The following is a 16,029-nucleotide window of genomic DNA, read 5'->3' as shown; positions in this document are numbered from 1 at the left end:
GGGTGTAACGAACCTTTTTACCGGACGGTCGAGGGTGCCGACGAGTTGGATTCATTACCCTCGGGTTCAGAGATCCGACATTAGCCGCGAAATATATAAAGATGCTGAAGTGCCACCCCCAGCAGTCCGGAATCCGAGACGGCCCAGGTGGGGCCGGGGCGGTCCGTGCGCGGCCCCCACAACCGTTCACCCTTGCGCCATACGGGCCACACCCACGACCCGCTCGTCCGTTATCCGATTTTGACCTGCGCGACAGTCCGAATACCGGAGTCCGGATGGCAGGATTCCGTCAATCAACCGAGGTCGTGTCGCTCGAAGGTGTGTGCCCGGCCGCCGCCAGTCGGCTACTCCCATCCGCAGGAGGATCAGCATGACCGCAAGCACCACCCGTCACTCGGCCTTCGGCAGGTCTCGCTCAGCCGTGGCCGCAGTGGCCGCGGTCGCCGCCTCGATGCTGCTGCTCAGCGCCTGTGGCGACCAGACGGACGCGGCCATCGCCAAGCGCAACGCGCAGAAGAACCGCAACCCCGACGCGCCGCTCTTCAAGATGCTCCCCAAGGACGTCCAGGAGCTGGGCCTGCTCCAGGTCGGCTCGGACATCACGTACAAGCCGGTGGAGTTCCGCAGCAACGGCCAGGTCGAGGGCATCGACCCCGATCTGGCCGCGGTGATGAGCAAGGAGCTGGGCATCAAGCTCAACTTCAACAACGCCACCTTCGACACCCTCATCGGCGGGATGAAGTCCGGGCGCTACGACATCGCGATGTCGGCGATGACGGACACCCCGGAACGCCAGCGGGGCATCGACAGCAAGGGCAAGAAGATCGTCGAGGGCCTCGACTTCGTCGACTATCTCAACGTCGGCGTCTCGCTCTACACCCAGAAGGGCAGGACCGAGGGCATCGACAGCTGGGAAGCGATGTGCGGCAAGAAGATCGCCGTGCAGCGCGGCACCGTCTCGCACGACCTGGCCAAGGACAAGTCCAAGGCCTGTGCGTCGCGCGGCGAGAAGCCCATCGCGATCGAGGCGTTCGACAACGACTCCGAGGCCCAGACCCGGCTGCGGACCGCGGGTGTGGACGCCGTCTCCAGTGACTACCCCGTCGCGGCATACGCGGTGAAGGTCTCCGGCCACGGCAAGGACTTCGAGATGGTCGGCGGCGGACCGCTCAAGGCGGCTCCGTACGGCATCGCGGTCCCCAAGGGCCAGGAGAAGCTGCGCGACGCGCTCAAGGCAGCACTCGAGAACGCCATCAAGAACGGCTCGTACGCCAAGGTCCTGAAGAAGTGGGACGTCAAGGACGCCGCGGTCAAGGAAGTGAAGCTCAACAGTGGCTCCTGAGCCGCCGCGAGCCCTCCCTCCGCTTCCGCTCCCTCCGCGCACCTCCCGCCGAACGCTGAAAGGCATCACCCGTGTCAGTTGACGACAAGTCGGCCCAGCCGCCGGCGGCCGGGCCGCCGCCCCAGCCCGACCCCATCAAGGCCATTCCGGTCCGCCACTACGGACGCTGGGTCGCGGCGGTCGTCGTGCTCGCGGTGCTCTTCCTGCTCGGCCGGGCGTTCGCCACGGGGAACGTCAACTGGGACGCCATCCCCCAGTACCTGTTCAACGCGGACATCCTCAAGGGCCTGCGCAACACCCTGCTGATCACCGTGCTCTCGATGATCATCGGTGTCGTCGGCGGCGTGATCCTGGCCGTGATGCGCCAGTCCAAGAACCCGGTGACCGCGACCGTCGCGTGGTTCTACGTCTGGTTCTTCCGCGGTACGCCGGTCTACGTCCAGCTGTTCCTGTGGTTCAACCTCGGCCTGGTCTTCCGGTACATCGACATCATGCCGATCTACAAGGACGAGTGGTCGGACTTCATGACCCCGTTCCTGTGCGCGCTGCTGGGCCTCGGGCTCAACGAGGCGGCGTACATGGCGGAGATCTGCCGGGCCGGCCTGAACGCCGTCGACGAGGGCCAGACCGAGGCGGCGCACGCGCTGGGCATGAGCCAGGGCAAGACGCTGCGGCGGATCGTCGTGCCGCAGGCGATGCGGGTGATCGTGCCGCCCACGGGCAACGAGGTCATCAACATGCTGAAGACCTCCTCACTGGTCATCGCCGTCCAGTACTACGATTTGCTGCAGGCCGCGCAGAACGTCGGACGTGACTCCGGCGCCGTGGTGGAGATGCTGATCCTCGCCGCCACCTGGTACCTCGTCGCCACGACCGTGCTGAGCATCGGCCAGTACTACCTGGAGCGCTACTACGCCCGCGGCTCCAGCCGCCAGCTCCCCCTCACCCCGCTCCAGCGCGCCAGGGCGCAGCTGTTCGGCGGCTTCAACCGCTCCGGAGGTGCCGCATGACCGCCAGCAAGCTCACCGAGAACACCGCCGGCACATCCGGCCTCCCGATGGTCAAGGCCGAGGGCGTGCACAAGTCCTTCGGAGCGGCCCACATCCTCAAGGGCATCGACCTCGAAGTGGCGCCGAAGGAGGTCTTCTGTCTGATCGGCCCGTCCGGCTCCGGCAAGTCGACCTTCCTCCGATGCATCAACCACCTGGAGAAGGTCAACGCCGGCCGGCTGTCCGTCGACGGCGAACTCGTCGGCTACCGCGAGCACCACGGCAAGCTCTACGAGCTGCGTGACCGTGAGGTCGCCGCCCGCCGCCGTGACATCGGCATGGTCTTCCAGCGCTTCAACCTCTTCCCGCACATGACCGCGGCGGAGAACATCATGGAAGCGCCGATGCAGGTCAAGGGCGAGTCCAAGTCCGTGGCCCGGGAGCGCGCGGCCAAACTCCTGGACCGGGTCGGGCTGTCCGACAAGGCCGCCAACTACCCCTCGCAACTCTCCGGCGGCCAGCAGCAGCGGGTGGCGATCGCCCGCGCGCTCGCCATGGAACCGAAGCTGATGCTCTTCGACGAGCCGACCTCGGCCCTCGACCCGGAACTGGTCGGTGACGTCCTGGACGTCATGAAGGACCTGGCGGCGGACGGCATGACGATGATCGTCGTCACCCACGAGATGGGCTTCGCCCGCGAGGTCGGCGACTCGCTGGTCTTCATGGACGACGGAGTGGTCGTCGAATCCGGCCACCCGCGCGAGGTCCTCGGCAACCCGCAGCACGACCGCACCAAGTCGTTCCTGTCGAAGGTGCTCTGACGCGCCCCGCTGCGCGGCGCCGGCCGCCGCGCAGCGGCTCGCCCCGGGCCTACTTCAGGCCCAGTACCAGTGCGTCCGAGGGCGAAGCCCATACCGACCGCGCCTCGGCGAAGCCCGAGGCGCGCAGGACCTCGGCGTGCCAGGCCGCCGACGGGGTGTCCCCGTCCGCGTGCTCGCCGTAGATCTCGAAGCGCTCGGCCGTCGGCCCGGCCAGCCGCGGGTCGGCGGCGGCCAGCTGCCACCACTGCGCCCAGTCGACCGCGCCGGCCTCCTTGGCCCGCCCCTGCCGCGCATGCCGGAGCGCCCGGTCGGCGTCGTTGATGCGCGGGGTGTGCTCGTCCGGCATGTGGTCGGCGTTCATGAAGACCCCGCCGTCCCGCACCAGCCGGCCGACCTGCCCGTACAGCGTGCGCAGATCGTCGGTGTGCAGCCAGTGCAGCGCGGTGGCCGTCAGCACCGCGTCGTACGAGGCGTGCGGCAGCTTCTGAGTCCACTGCGGGTCCTTGAGATCGGCTCGTACGAAGCGGACCCTGCGCTCGCCGGCGAAGTACCCTTCCGCGATGGCCAGCAGCGCGGGATCCAGGTCCACCCCCACACTCTCGGCCTCCGGGAAGCGCTTGAGCAGGCGGTCGGAGATACTGCCCGTGCCGCAGGCGAGGTCCAGCACCCGGGGGGCGGTGCCCACCAGGGCCTCCACCATGTCGAGCATCACCCCGAACCGCTCCTCGCGGTCGGGCAGGTACCACTCCTGCTGGCGGTCCCAACTGTTCTGCCACGCCTGCCAGTCGGCTCCGGCCATGGTCTCGGTCATATCGGCCCCTCCGGTCCGTACTACCCTGGTAATAGCCACATAGGCACAATGCCTATTACGAACAGCGCGCACCCGTACCCTAATCCCGTCCCGTAAGGACTACAAGTGGAACTGGCCTATTACTCGGACTTCGCCGTGCGACTGGTCAACACCGAGCAGCCCGAGCGCGGCGGCGACACCCTCACCACGGTGGAGACGGTGCGCGCGCTCTTCGGCCCCGCACAGCAGACCGCCCGGCGCGCGACGGACAGCGACGTCACCCGGCTACGGGCGGTCCGGGCCCGGCTGCGCGCCGTCTTCGAGGCGGCGGACACCGGCGACGAGGTGCTGGCCGTGGACCTGCTCAACGCCCTGATGATGGAGTTCCCGGTCAGCCCGCAGATCTCCGGCCACGAGTTCCGCGACGACAACGGCCGGCCCGACTGGCACCTGCACATCGCCGACCACGCCGCCAACGCCACCGCGAGCTACACCGCCACCGCCTGCATGGGCCTGGCGTTCCACCTCACCGAGCTCGGCGTCGACCGGCTGGGCATCTGCGAGGCGCGGCCGTGCCGCAACGCCTACCTCGACACCTCGACCAACCGCTCCCGGCGCTACTGCTCCGACCGCTGCGCCACCCGCGCCAACGTCGCCGCCTACCGCGCCCGCAAGCGCCTGGAGAGCGAACGGTCCGACCGCAGCGGCCGCACCGCGGAGAAGGCCCAGGAGAGCACCGCACGCGCCGACGGCTGAACCCCGCGCGGCGACCGCAGCCGCACCCGGGCGCGGGCGATGACCAGTTCGTCCGGCACCGCCCCGAACTCCCGGCTGTCGTGGGTGACGTACGGGTTGTCGCCCTGCACCCACCAACCGCCGTCCCGCCGCGCCACAGCCCGCTTCACGATCAGCAGGTCCTGTCGGAAGGGGTGGCGCAGCACCACCACGTCACCGGGCCGCACCGGCGCACCGTAGTGGACCACCAGCTGGTCCCCCGGCCGTAGCGTCGGCAGCATGGACGGGTTGTAGACCTCGGCCAGCCCGAACGCCCGCAGCGGCCCGCCGCGCTCACCGCCCGGCCCACCGGGGCCGCCCGAAGGCCCCTGCTCGCGCTCCGGCCCGCGCTCGTGCACCCGCTCCGGCATCCCGTACCTCCCGGCCTTGCCCCGGTTCGACCCGCTCACCGGTCCATCCTCCATCAGCCCCGGCCCGGCACTGGACTTTTGCCCTAAGACCCCCGGGGCGCCCGAGAAAAGCCTTCCCCCACCGAGTAATCTCGCACCTGAGAAGACGATCACGAGGAGGACTGCACATGCTTTCCCGCCTGTTCGCCCCCAAGGTCAAGGTCAGCGCCCACTGCGACCTGCCCTGCGGCGTGTACGACCCGGCCCAGGCCCGCATCGAGGCCGAGTCGGTCAAGGCCGTCCAGGAGAAGTACCAGGCCAACGAGGACGCGGACTTCCGCACCCGCGCCGTCCTGATCAAGGAGCAGCGCGCCGAGCTGGCCAAGCACCACGTCTCGGTGCTGTGGAGCGACTACTTCAAGCCCCCGCACTTCGAGAAGCACCCGCAGCTGCACCAGCTGATCAACGACACCCTCAAGGCCCTCAGCGCCGCCAAGGGTTCCAACGACCCGAAGACCGGCGAGAAGGCCCTCGAGCTCATCGCCGAGATCGACCGGATCTTCTGGGAGACCAAGAAGGCTTGAGCCCGGGCGGCAGCCCGCAGGCACCTCGCCGGTATCCGACCGCACCCGGTCCGCAGGACGTCCCTACGACGTCCATGGCGGACCGGGTGCGGTCGTTTCGGGAGCCCGAGGCGCGAGCCGGGGGCGGAGGATGCGATCACGCGTCCGGCGCGCCCGCCGGACGTGCGGCGGCGGAGCGCCGGCCCGGTCCGCGCCGTTCGTGCACCGTCACCCTGCGACCGCGTACCTGCACGTCCGCCACCACCGTGAAGTACTCCTTCAGCACGGAGAGCTTCACCCTGTCCCGCTCCGCCGAGATCGGCGTCGCCACCTCTGTCGCGTCCGTGACCAGCAGAATCCGCCGCTGGGCCAGCATCGCGGCCCGGATCCGGGGCGGACCGGCCTCCACCCCCTTCAGCGTCCCGGACCGCTCGGGGCCCTCCAGGAGAGCGATGTCCCCCAGGCCGGTGAAGGCGTCGGGTGAGACCAACGCGGTGTCGCGCCGTGCCGCCGGTATGAAGAGGACCGCGGATCCGGTCTCCTTGAGGCGCCGCACATCCGCCGCCACTGCCAGGACGTCGTCCACCCGGCTCGCCGGAGAGCGCTTGGCCAGCGATTGCGGCAGCAGGGCCACCGTCGCCACGGCGACCGCCGCGGGAAGGATCCACATCGATGCCCTCGGCGACCGCCGGGTGGCCGACCGTACGGCCGCACCCAGCCCCGCCCCTATCAGCAGGGCCAGGCCCAGCAGGCTGAACAGCACGTACCGGTCCAGGAACAGCGGCTGGACCAGCGAGAGGCCGATCAGGGCGATCTGCGGCACGGCCAGCAGCGGCAACCCGATCGCCGCCACCGACAACCGGCCCGCCTGCGGCCGGTCCAGCAGGGCTCCGAGGCCGCCGATCGCCAGCAGGACCGCCGGGCCGATCATCATGTGCCAGGTCAACGGCGGTATCCAGGACACCTGGTCGGACTGGCTCCGGCTGAAGAGGATCAACGGCAGTACCCCCGCCAGGGCCGTCACCGAGGTCGCCGCCCAGCGTGTCCAGGTTCCGCGCCCGACGCGCGTCCAGACCAAAGTCGCCAGGTGCGCGGGCAGAATCAGCAGCGACAGCCAGTTCAGCAGCCCGCACAGCAGGACCGTCCCTCCGTACGCGGGCCAGCACATCGCCCCGCCACGCCCCTCGAGCGCGGTCACCAGCAGCAGTGTCGAGAGCGCGGCCCCGGCCGCCACCAGTGCATAGGGGCGGCCCTCCTGGAGATGGAACTGCACGGCCGGAAGCAGCCCGAACGCCAGCCCTCCTCCCAGTCCCGCCCAACCCCCCGCCAGCCGTCGGCCGGTGACGGCCACACAGGCCGCCGCCACCGCCATGGCCAGCACGGAAGGCAGCCGCAGGGTCGTGGTGCTGGGCCCGAAAACCCCGAAGAGCCCATGCATCAGCAGGTAGTAGAGCCCGTGCACGACGTCGACCTGCCCCAGCATGTGCCATATCTCGGCAGCGGACCGTCGGGCCACCTGCCAGGTCGCGGCCTCGTCCCGCCACACACTGTTCTGCCGGGAAAGTCCCCACAGACCGAGAGCGAGGGTCCACAACATCGGGATCACCCAAATGGGCAGGCGTCGCCGGCAAACGGCTATGTGGGAAGTCATGAAGTTGTTCTGGCCCTTGGGATAGGGGTCCGGACCGGGGTCAGCGGTCTACGGACAGGAAGGAGGGCCACCGGACCGGCTGTTGTACGGCACGGGGCCCACACCGGCCGGGGTGGCAGGAGGCCCAGTTTGCGCTGCTTCGGAACTCATCGACAAACCACTTTGCGGGGCGGTCGCCACCTCGGGGGCGGCGAGGGGCGGGTACGGCCCCGTCGAACCGCCGGTTCGGCGGGAGTTCGCCCTCGCCCGGGAAGCCGGCCGCTCCCGTGCGGCCCGGGCCGGTCCGACCTCCGGGCCGTCGGCCGGTGCTCCCCGAGAAGCCCGGCCGACGGTCGTTGAGCCCTGCGGCGGGCCGGGCACGGGCGCCCGTGCCCGGCCCGCCGCAGGGCACGAAGGGGCTCCGGGGCCGGACCTGTCGCCCGGACACCGGAGCCGGTCCGTCACCTGCCGACGACGTTGTTGCAGCCCAGGTCCGAACCGAGGTCGGTGCGCTGCCTGCCCGAGCCGCGCTCGCCGCCGAGCAGGTTGCTCGCCAGGCCGTTCGCGATGCCGACCTGGCCGAGCACGTCGACGTTCGCGTCGTGCGACCGGCAGGTGGTGCTCTGGCGGATCACGACGCTCCTGCCACCCCACTTCCTGCCGTGGCCCGACTTGCCCCAGTGGCCCCGCCCGCCGTGGCCACCGGACCTGACGTGCTCGTACCCGGCCCGGGCGGAGGCCTTGCCTGCCGCCTTGCCGCTGTAGTCCGCACCGCCCGCCACGGCGGCGCCTGCGGTGCCGAACCCGAGGAGTCCGATGCTGCCGAGGGCGGCAACCACGACGGCGGCCTTGCGAAGCTTGTGCATTTCTACTCCGTGAAGGTGAACACGGCCAGAATTAGACCGATTTCAGATAGTTACGACAACGGAGTATGCGGTTCCTCATCCCGGTCGGCAACCCGCCACACGGGGCGAGCGCCGCATGCCGCTGGACCGCCGGACGCGGACCGCGAAAAAACCCAGGAAATCTCGCCGGGCGGCGGCGGTCCCGGCGACCGCCGCGCGCTCCGCATGGGGCCCGTGCCGCGCCGGCCTGATCGCGCCGCTGCGCGCGGGCGTCGACGTCCCGACCGGGGCGGTCCCCTACGGGGCGGCGGCCGGCACCGGGAGCGGCCCGTCGTGCCGCAGCAGCCATTCTCGATAGGCCGCGCTGGACCACGCGATCTCCATGTACGACGAGGTCAGGTCGGCGAACAGGGCGTCGGCGGGGGCCGCGGGGGTGCCGTCGGGGCGGCAGGCCATGAAGAGGCGGACGGCCAGCGGGTCGCCGTGCAGCGGGCGGACGGCCATGCCGGGGCGGGAGCGGGCGGTCGGCTGGCAGGGGGTGACCACCTCGCCGGCCGTGACCAGGTCGACGGCGGTGAGGTAGTCGCCGTGCACCACCCGTGGGTTGACCCCGGCGGCGTGCCAGATGCGGCGCAGGCCCGCCCATTCACCGTCGACGGTCGGGTCGACCATCCACTGGTCGTCCGCGAGGTCCTGTACGTGGACGACATCGCGGCCGGCCGCGGGATGGGCGTCGGACAGGGCGATGAACTGCGGCTCCCGGGAGATGAGGTCACGCTCGACCAGGCCGTCGGGGACGCGTAGCGGGGCGCCCTCGACCTCGTGCACAAAGGCGACGTCGAGCTGCCCCATCGCGACCATTTGCAGCAGCGCATTGGCGGAGACGTCGGTCCTGATGGTCGTGTCCGTCTCCGGCAGGCGGACGCGCAGGCGGCGCAGCCAGCCGGCGACGGCGCGGCTGTTGGTGCTGCCGATGTGCAGTCGCGCACCCCGCTCCCGTACGGAGACGGTGGCGATCTCGTCGACGAGAGCGCGCATTTCGGCCACTATCGGGCGGGCTCGGCACAGCACCGTGTGGCCGAGCGGCGTGGGTCGGCTACCGGTGGCCTCGCGGAAGAACAGCTGGCCACCGAGGGCTTTCTCGATGCGCCGCAGCTGTGTCGTCAAGGAAGGCTGGGTCATGCCCAACTGCCGGGCCGCCTTGCGTACGCTGCCGGAGTCGGCGATGGCGCACAGCGCGCGAAGATGCCTTACCTCGAGCTCCACGTCCGGAGCATAAAACGTCGGCATCGGTCACACCAGAGTCTCAAACCCGCCTGAACTCGCTCTTTTTCGCGGGGTATTGACTGGTGCTATCGCCACTTAGCATCTCCGCTTCACGGGTGAACTCCGTCCAGACTCAACGGCACCAAGAAATCCGCGGGGTCCCGGTCGCCGCCCCACACGGCGACCGCGGCCCCCGGAACTTAAGGAGCCCCCCACATGAGATCTCCCAAGACGGCGCTGTCGGCAGCGCTCGGCCTGGGCCTCGCCGCCGCGCTCGCGGCCGCGGCGCCGGTCTCGGCAGCTTCCCCCTCCGCCCACACCGTCACCCGCCAGAGCACGCCGGCGTCGATCGCCGCGTACACCGGCTCGCCCGCGCAGAAGGCCGACACGAAGGCGTTCTTCGAGGCCGTCATGAAGTCGGCGAAGGCGAAGATGAAGGCCCACCCGGGCCTGAAGTCGGTCACCGTGACCTACGACGCGAGTGCGGCCCCGACGTTCAAGGGTCAGATATCCGAGAGCGCGTCCATCTGGAACGGCGCCGTGCAGAACGTGAAGCTCCAGGAAGGCAGCGGCGGCGACTTCCAGTACAAGGAGGGCGACGACCCGCGCGGCTCCTACGCCAGCACCGACGGCCACGGCAAGGGCTTCGTCTTCCTGGACTACCAGCAGAACCAGGAGTACAACTCCACCCGCGTCACCGCGCACGAGACCGGCCACGTGCTGGGACTGCCGGACCACTACGAGGGCCCCTGCAGTGAACTGATGTCCGGCGGCGGACCCGGCACGTCCTGCCAGAACACCCAGCCGGACGCCAACGAGCGGGCCCAGGTGGACCAGCTCTGGGCCAACGGCCTGACCGGCTGAAGCCCATTGTGACCAGCTGCGACAGCGGCTGAGGCCACGACTGCGGCGTGGCCTTCCGAGGGCCGGTACCTGGCGGCCGGCCTTCGGGCACCCGGCGGCGCCGGCGGCGCGAGCAGCTCCGGCGGCAATGGCGGCGCCGGCTGCCTCCGCGCTCCTCGCGCGCGATCGCCACAGCGGTGGGGCTCCACTTCCCGGGCCCCACCGCACTGTTCTGTCCGGGGCCGCGGCTCCGCCGCCCCGCGCCGTGGCTACGGCAACGGGCGGGCCCACGCCTCCCGCCGGGCCGCGGCGCCGGCGACGTCCCGCGGCCGGCCGTCCACCGGCCGCCAGCCCCAGGAGCGCAGCGCCGCCCCGGCGGGCGCGTTGTCCGCGGCGATCAGGGCGAGGGCCAGGGCGCCGGTGCTGCGCATCAGCAGCGCCTCCTGAAGGCGGGTGGCGACCCGCCGGCGCCGGTGGGACGGCAGCACCATCAGCCCCGCGACGAGGAACAGCCGTCCCGCCGCTGCCGTCTCCCGCAGCTCCCCCGGTGGCCCATCGGGGCCGGGGTACTCCCGGATCCACTCTCCCTCGCGGTCCGCGGGATAGCCGTAGCAGCAGCCGGCCAGTGTGGGATCGCTGCCGATGACCATCTCGAACCCGGGGCGCTGGACGTCGTAACCGGCGAACCGCCGCAGGAACTCCTCGCGTTGCGGGGCCGCCTGCCCGGCGGGGGGATCGTGGTGGGCGGCGGCGTACAGGTCGGCGACCGACTCCCGCTGGGTCTCCGCCTGCCACCTGCTCAGCCGCCGCAGGAACACCTCTGCCATGAGCCCTCCCCCGTTCCGCCCCTCCGGCCGGACAGCCGGAGGATACCCGCCCACGGGGCGGTCCTACCCGGTCAGCCCCACAGCGCCCGCGCGCAGGCCACCCCCGCGAACGCCGCGCCCAGCCCGGCCGCCACGCTCGCCACCGCATTGGCCGCGGCGGCGCCCCGGGCCCCGTCCGTCGCGAGCCGGAGCGTTTCGTAGGAGAAGGTCGAGTACGTCGTCAGGGCTCCGCACAACCCGGTGCCGAGGAGGAGCCGGAGGTGCGGGGAGGCGGCACCGGAGGTGGCCGCGCCGGTCAGCAGGCCCAGGATCAGCGAACCGATGACGTTGACGGCGAACGTCCCCCACGGGAAGACGCTGTCGTGCCGGGACTGGACGAAGCGGTCGGTGAGAAAGCGCAGCGGCGCCCCGACCACCGCGCCGGCCACCACCAGCACCCAGTTCACCCGCGCCCGCCCGCCGCCGTGGCGCCGCCGTCCGTGCCGTCGTCGGTGGCGTTGTCGGTTCCGTCGTCGGTTCCGTCGTCGGTTCCGCCCTCGCCTTCCGTGCCGCCGTCGCCCGCGGCGTTCAGGTCGCCGGGGGCGAGCACCGCACACCGGTCGAGGGTCACCAGGCCCGCTTCCGCCACCAGTTCGGCCAGCTGCGGCAGAAAGTCGCGCACCCGTACCTCGGTGTCGACGACGACCACCGCGACGGGGAGGTCCTCGCTCAGGGACAGCAGCCGCTGGGTGTGCACGACCGACGAGCCGCCGAAGCCCTCGATGCCGCGGAAGACGCTGGCACCGGCCAGCCCGGCGGCGTGCGCGCGGTGCACGATCTCCGCGTACAGGGGCTTGTGGTGCCACAGCTCGTGTTCGCCGACGATCACCGTGAGCCGCAGCGCCGGACCGCGCAACCGTGTCATACCGACCGCCGCCTTCGTTCGAGGAATTCGCGGGTCAGGGCAGCCGCACCCCAGACGGCCGCCAGCGCGGCGAACAGGGTGCCCGCCAGACAGGCCGCGGCGAGCGCCGCCCGCCGCGCGTCCACCAGCCGCTGGACGTCGACCGCGTACGTGGAGAACGTCGTGAAGCCGCCGAGGACGCCGGTACCGAGGAACGGGCGCACCAGCCGGTGCGCCGACCACCGCTCGGCGATCAGCACCATCAGCACGCCCATCAGCGCGCAGCCGAGGACGTTGACGGCCAGGGTCGTCCAGGGGAAGGCACCGGGGGCCGTCGGCCAGATCAGCGAGGCGCCGTAGCGGGCCGCGGCGCCGATCCCGCCGCCCGCGGCCACCGCGCCGATCACCGGCCACTGGCCCTGCCAGGGCGCCGACCGGCGGGCTCGCATGTTCATGGGTCTCCCGGGTGGTCCCACTCAGCCGAGATCGTCCTGCCTTCGAGATCATCGGCGGCCTCAGGCTAACCCCTGTCGTTTGACACCGCTAAACATGGGATGTTCCCATCACCGGTAGAATTCATGTCCCGTAGAGGGTGGAGGTACGGCGTCCCATGCCACTGCGCAACGCCGCCCGCAGCAGCCTGGTCGACCTGGTCATCGAGCAGCTGGAACGGCTGATCGCCGAGGGCGAGTGGCAGGTCGGGAGCAAGATCCCCGCCGAGCCCGTCCTGGTGGAACAGCTGGACGTCGGCCGCAACACCGTCCGCGAGGCGGTGCGCGCCCTCGTGCACACCGGGATGCTCGAACCGCGACAGGGTGACGGCACCTACGTCCGGGCCAGCAGCGACTTCGGCGCGGCCGTCCAGCGCCGGCTGCGCCGGGCCGAACAGCTGGAGGCGTACGAGGTGCGCGCCTGCCTGGAGCGGGACGCGGCGCGCCATGCCGCGGCGCGCCGGACCGACGAGGACCTCGCCGCGCTGCGCGGTGCGCTGGCCGAGCGCGGCCGGGCGTGGCAGGCCGGCGAGGTGGCCGCCTTCATCGACGCCGACATGGGCTTCCACCGCGCCGTGGCCGCCGCCGCGCACAACAGCGTCCTGGCCGAGCTGTACGAACACCTCAGCGACGCCCTGCGCGACACGCTGCAGGCGGTGGTCGGCACGTCACTGCCCGACGCGGTCCGCCATCAGCTCGACGCGCACACCGCCATCGTCGACGCCATCGAGGCCCGGGACGCGAAGGCCGCCGAGGACGCGGCACTGGCGCACCTGACGGAAGCCATGGACGCGCTGCGCGGGACCGGACGCACTTCCCCAGGAGACGACACCCATGCCTGACGACCTACCGACGGACACCCGGCCGACGCGCCCGGCCGCCGCACCGGCCGCACCCGCCGCACCGGCCGCCGGCCCCCCCGGCGTGACCGGGCGCCGCGCCCTCCTGCTCGGCGCCGGCGTCGTGCTGCTGGCCCTGAACCTGCGCCCCGCGCTGGTCGCCGTCTCCCCGCTCGCCGGCACCATCCGCGACGACAGCGGGATGTCGGCCGCGGCCACCAGCCTGCTCACCGCGTTGCCGCTGCTCTGCTTCGGACTGCTGGCGCCCGTCGCACCGCGGCTGGGACGGCGACTGGGCATGGAGCGCTCGCTGCTGGGCACCATGGCGCTGATCTGCGCGGGCACCGCGCTGCGGCTGCTGGACTCGGTGGCGGCACTGTTCGCCGGGACGGTCGTGATCGGCGCGGGCATCGCCGTCGCCAACGTCCTGCTGCCCGGCCTGATCAAGCGGGACTTCCCGGCCCGCGCCGGGCTGATGACCGGCCTGTACTCCATGTCGCTGTTCGGCGGCGCCGCCCTCGCGGCCGGGGTCACCGTGCCCGTGCAGCAGGCCGCCGGACTCAGCTGGCAAGCGACGCTGGCCTGTTGGGGCGCCCTGGCGGTCGTCGCCGCGGTCGTCTGGCTGCCGCAGCTCCGCTCCCGCACACGGGTGGCGGCGACCGTGGCGCAACAGGCGGCGCACCCGGTGCGCGGCCTGTGGCGCGACCCGCTGGCCTGGCAGGTCACCGGCTACATGGGGCTGCAGTCGCTGAGTTACTACGCGGCGGCCGCCTGGCTGCCGACGATGCTGGAGGACGCCGGAGCGAGCGCGGGCGACGCCGGCTGGATGCTCTCCTTCTCCTCCCTGCTGGGCATCGCGGGCTCCTTCCTCTCCCCTGTGATCGTCGGCCGCCGGATCCGCGCCGGGGCGCTGGCGGCGCTGGGTGCGCTGCTGTGCGCGGCGGGCTTCGCGGGGATGCTGACCGCGCCGGTCGGCGGAGCCTACGTCTGGATGACGCTGCTGGGGCTGGGCCAGGGTGCGGCGATCAGCCTGGCGCTGCTGTTCATCGTCCAGCGCGCGCCGGACGCCCGGCACACCGCCCAACTCTCCAGCATGGCCCAGTGCTTCGGCTATGTCCTGGCCGCCACCGGCCCCGCCGTCCTGGGCGCCGTGCACGACGCGTCGGGCAGCTGGACGGTCCCGCTGGCCCTACTGCTCGTCCTCCTGCTGCCGCAGATCGCGATGGGGCTGGGCGCGGCCCGACCCCGGCACGTCGCGGAGCGCTAGAGGGGACGGGGCGGACACGTCCCGGCGTCGGGCGGAGCGGCGGGGGCGGTCCCCGAGCACCGCCCCCGCCACGTCTTCACCCGGCCGCCGTCACCGGTCCGCGCTCACCGGTCCGCCGTCACCGGTCCCTCGCCGGCCGATGCGCCGGGGCGCCGGTCAGCCTGGTCACGGCGCCGTCGAGATCGCTGCCCGCGATGCCGCTCCCGGTCTGGAGGTTTCCGGCCCGGTCGACCTCCAGCCAGGAGTCGGCGTGGGAGTTGTCGATCAGCACCAGCGACCGCTCCGCCGCCTGCGCGGACGGCGCCCCGGCCCCGACGACCTCGGGGGCGACCGCCGCCGCCAGGAGCGCGGCCCCACCCATCCGGCGTCCCAGCCAACGGGGGCGCCGACGGGCGTGCCGCGGCCCCGCACCGGACGTCATGCGGGGACGGTCTCTCGTGCGGGGTGGTGCCGGCTGATGTTCCGGGCCAGCAGCTCGGTGGCCTCCTTGACCCCGACACCGACCCCGGCACCGCCGGTGGCCGGCAGCCGCCCGTCCGCCAGCTTCAGCTCGGCCATCGCCGCCTCCATCGCCCCGTGCGCGGCGAAGAGGCAGGGGGTGCTGTAGATCGCCACGTCGACCCCCAGCTCCGTCAGCTCCGGCAGCGAGAGCCGCGGCGACTTTCCCCCGGCGATCTGGTTGAACAGCAGCGGCTTGTCGCCGATGACCCGGCGGATCCGGCGGATCCACTCGACGCTGCGCACCCCGTCGACCAGCACCACGTCCGCATCGGTCTCGGCCAGCGCCGCCGCCCGCCGCAGGATGTCGTCCTCCTCCGTGGCATCGGTACGGGCCACCACCAGCAGGTCGGTACGGCTGGCCAGCACCAGGTTCAGCTTCTCCAGGTAGTCCTCCAGCGGCAGCACCAGCTTGCCGTCGGCGTGCCCGCAGCGGCGCGGACGCCGCTGGTCCTCCAGGATCACGCCAGTGGCCCCGATCCGCTCCAGGCGCTGCACCACATGGCAGGCCACCTCGGGATCGACGTAGCCGTCATCGATGTCCACCAGCAGATGGTGGCGCGGGAAGGCGCCGCGCAGCCGCTCCGCGAAGGCCACCATGTCGGGCCAGGCGATGAATCCGATGTCGGGAAGCCCGTAGTACGACGCGGCGAATCCGAAGCCGGACACGAAGAAGCCGTTGTAGTGCCCGGCGGCGATGGAGGCCGAGTACATGTCATGGACGCCGATCAGCGGTGTGGTGCCCTTGGCCGCGATCTCGTCACGCAGTGCTTGTCCGTACCGCATTGTGCTGCTCCTAACAGAACCGGCGGGAACCGCGGTCCGGTGTCCGGGGCACGCCGAAGGACGCACGGTCCGCCCTTCGCCGCGGCACCCCGCTCCATGAAGAACGGGACAGGGGCATATTTATCCGACGCGCGACATCAAACTTGCTTTAACACGCCATGACCTTCTCTTTACTTCATCCGGGAGTCGGCGCACCCCGTCGCGACCGGAGGCCGCCGACCGCAC

General features: G+C 71.6%; 19 protein-coding genes. 8 read left to right on the top strand and 11 right to left on the bottom strand.

Annotated features, from left to right (window positions below):
* Positions 1-370 precede the first annotated feature (370 nt).
* The 3 genes from ACGFML_RS03870 to ACGFML_RS03860 all read left to right on the top strand — a co-directional run bounded on the left by ACGFML_RS03870 (position 371) and on the right by ACGFML_RS03860 (position 3,152).
* Positions 371-1,342: an ABC transporter substrate-binding protein gene (locus ACGFML_RS03870; RefSeq protein ID WP_393539623.1), complete on the top strand. Its 972-nt coding sequence runs from the start codon at positions 371-373 to the stop codon at positions 1,340-1,342.
* Positions 1,343-1,413: 71 nt separating this feature from the next.
* Positions 1,414-2,352 carry an amino acid ABC transporter permease gene (locus ACGFML_RS03865; protein WP_393539621.1) on the top strand — a complete coding sequence of 313 codons (939 nt, stop codon included), beginning with the start codon at positions 1,414-1,416 and terminating at the stop codon, positions 2,350-2,352.
* Between the two features lie 47 nt (positions 2,353-2,399).
* Entirely contained in the window at positions 2,400-3,152 is a 753-nt protein-coding gene (locus tag ACGFML_RS03860; protein WP_393540400.1) for an amino acid ABC transporter ATP-binding protein, read from the top strand.
* A gap of 49 nt (positions 3,153-3,201) precedes the next feature.
* On the opposite strand, the gene ACGFML_RS03855 is transcribed toward ACGFML_RS03860, so the two are convergent.
* Positions 3,202-3,963, bottom strand: coding sequence for a class I SAM-dependent methyltransferase (locus ACGFML_RS03855; protein WP_393539619.1), 762 nt, complete (start codon positions 3,961-3,963; stop codon positions 3,202-3,204).
* A 105-nt stretch (positions 3,964-4,068) separates the two neighbouring features.
* Between ACGFML_RS03855 and ACGFML_RS03850 the strand changes: the two genes are divergently transcribed.
* Positions 4,069-4,698 (top strand): CGNR zinc finger domain-containing protein, encoded by a 630-nt coding sequence (locus ACGFML_RS03850; protein ID WP_393539618.1) that lies wholly within the window; start codon positions 4,069-4,071, stop codon positions 4,696-4,698.
* Here ACGFML_RS03850 and sodX read toward each other — a convergent pair.
* Entirely contained in the window at positions 4,602-5,087 is a 486-nt protein-coding gene (gene sodX, locus ACGFML_RS03845) for a nickel-type superoxide dismutase maturation protease (protein ID WP_393540398.1), read from the bottom strand. The two genes, ACGFML_RS03850 and sodX, sit on opposite strands and share 97 nt — an antisense overlap.
* 167 nt (positions 5,088-5,254) lie before the next feature.
* On the opposite strand from sodX, the gene sodN reads away from it, so the two are divergent.
* Positions 5,255-5,650 (top strand): superoxide dismutase, Ni, encoded by a 396-nt coding sequence (gene sodN, locus ACGFML_RS03840; protein ID WP_393539616.1) that lies wholly within the window; start codon positions 5,255-5,257, stop codon positions 5,648-5,650.
* Positions 5,651-5,786: 136 nt separating this feature from the next.
* Here sodN and ACGFML_RS03835 read toward each other — a convergent pair whose 3' ends face one another.
* The 3 genes from ACGFML_RS03835 to ACGFML_RS03825 all read right to left on the bottom strand — a co-directional run bounded on the left by ACGFML_RS03835 (position 5,787) and on the right by ACGFML_RS03825 (position 9,394).
* Positions 5,787-7,226: a hypothetical protein gene (locus tag ACGFML_RS03835; protein ID WP_393539614.1), complete on the bottom strand. Its 1,440-nt coding sequence runs from the start codon at positions 7,224-7,226 to the stop codon at positions 5,787-5,789.
* A gap of 494 nt (positions 7,227-7,720) precedes the next feature.
* Positions 7,721-8,125: a hypothetical protein gene (locus ACGFML_RS03830; protein WP_393539612.1), complete on the bottom strand. Its 405-nt coding sequence runs from the start codon at positions 8,123-8,125 to the stop codon at positions 7,721-7,723.
* A 276-nt stretch (positions 8,126-8,401) separates the two neighbouring features.
* Positions 8,402-9,394: a LysR family transcriptional regulator gene (locus ACGFML_RS03825; protein ID WP_393539610.1), complete on the bottom strand. Its 993-nt coding sequence runs from the start codon at positions 9,392-9,394 to the stop codon at positions 8,402-8,404.
* Between the two features lie 192 nt (positions 9,395-9,586).
* Here ACGFML_RS03825 and snpA point away from each other — a divergent pair, with 192 nt between their 5' ends.
* Entirely contained in the window at positions 9,587-10,234 is a 648-nt protein-coding gene (gene snpA / locus ACGFML_RS03820) for a snapalysin (protein ID WP_393539608.1), read from the top strand.
* 248 nt (positions 10,235-10,482) lie between these two features.
* Here the strand turns inward: snpA and ACGFML_RS03815 are convergent, their stop codons facing one another.
* From ACGFML_RS03815 to ACGFML_RS03800, 4 genes are all read right to left on the bottom strand, one after another.
* Positions 10,483-11,040, bottom strand: a complete 558-nt coding sequence (locus ACGFML_RS03815; protein WP_393539606.1) for a GNAT family N-acetyltransferase — start codon at positions 11,038-11,040, stop codon at positions 10,483-10,485.
* A 71-nt stretch (positions 11,041-11,111) separates the two neighbouring features.
* Entirely contained in the window at positions 11,112-11,486 is a 375-nt protein-coding gene (gene crcB / locus ACGFML_RS03810) for a fluoride efflux transporter CrcB (protein WP_393539605.1), read from the bottom strand.
* Positions 11,483-11,944 (bottom strand): DUF190 domain-containing protein, encoded by a 462-nt coding sequence (locus ACGFML_RS03805; RefSeq protein WP_393539603.1) that lies wholly within the window; start codon positions 11,942-11,944, stop codon positions 11,483-11,485. Before ACGFML_RS03805 ends, crcB begins: the two co-directional genes overlap by 4 nt.
* Positions 11,941-12,378, bottom strand: coding sequence for a fluoride efflux transporter FluC (locus tag ACGFML_RS03800; protein ID WP_393539601.1), 438 nt, complete (start codon positions 12,376-12,378; stop codon positions 11,941-11,943). Before ACGFML_RS03800 ends, ACGFML_RS03805 begins: the two co-directional genes overlap by 4 nt.
* A 155-nt stretch (positions 12,379-12,533) precedes the next feature.
* Between ACGFML_RS03800 and ACGFML_RS03795 the strand changes: the two genes are divergently transcribed.
* Positions 12,534-13,256: a FadR/GntR family transcriptional regulator gene (locus tag ACGFML_RS03795; protein WP_393539598.1), complete on the top strand. Its 723-nt coding sequence runs from the start codon at positions 12,534-12,536 to the stop codon at positions 13,254-13,256.
* Complete coding sequence (locus tag ACGFML_RS03790) at positions 13,249-14,520, top strand: CynX/NimT family MFS transporter (RefSeq protein WP_393539596.1); 1,272 nt, start codon at positions 13,249-13,251, stop codon at positions 14,518-14,520. The genes ACGFML_RS03795 and ACGFML_RS03790 overlap by 8 nt, the downstream gene beginning before the upstream one ends.
* 118 nt (positions 14,521-14,638) lie before the next feature.
* Here ACGFML_RS03790 and ACGFML_RS03785 read toward each other — a convergent pair whose 3' ends face one another.
* Together ACGFML_RS03785 and ACGFML_RS03780 are read right to left on the bottom strand one after the other, a co-directional pair.
* Positions 14,639-14,941, bottom strand: coding sequence for a hypothetical protein (locus ACGFML_RS03785; protein WP_393539594.1), 303 nt, complete (start codon positions 14,939-14,941; stop codon positions 14,639-14,641).
* Positions 14,938-15,804 carry an oxaloacetate decarboxylase gene (locus tag ACGFML_RS03780; RefSeq protein WP_393539592.1) on the bottom strand — a complete coding sequence of 289 codons (867 nt, stop codon included), beginning with the start codon at positions 15,802-15,804 and terminating at the stop codon, positions 14,938-14,940. The genes ACGFML_RS03785 and ACGFML_RS03780 overlap by 4 nt, the downstream gene beginning before the upstream one ends.
* Positions 15,805-16,029: the final 225 nt, after the last annotated feature.

Source organism: Streptomyces sp. NPDC048650 (assembly GCF_043199095.1).
GTDB lineage: Bacteria > Actinomycetota > Actinomycetes > Streptomycetales > Streptomycetaceae > Streptomyces.
Note: the sequence above shows the minus strand (reverse complement) of the source record. Positions and strands in the feature narration are given on the sequence as shown.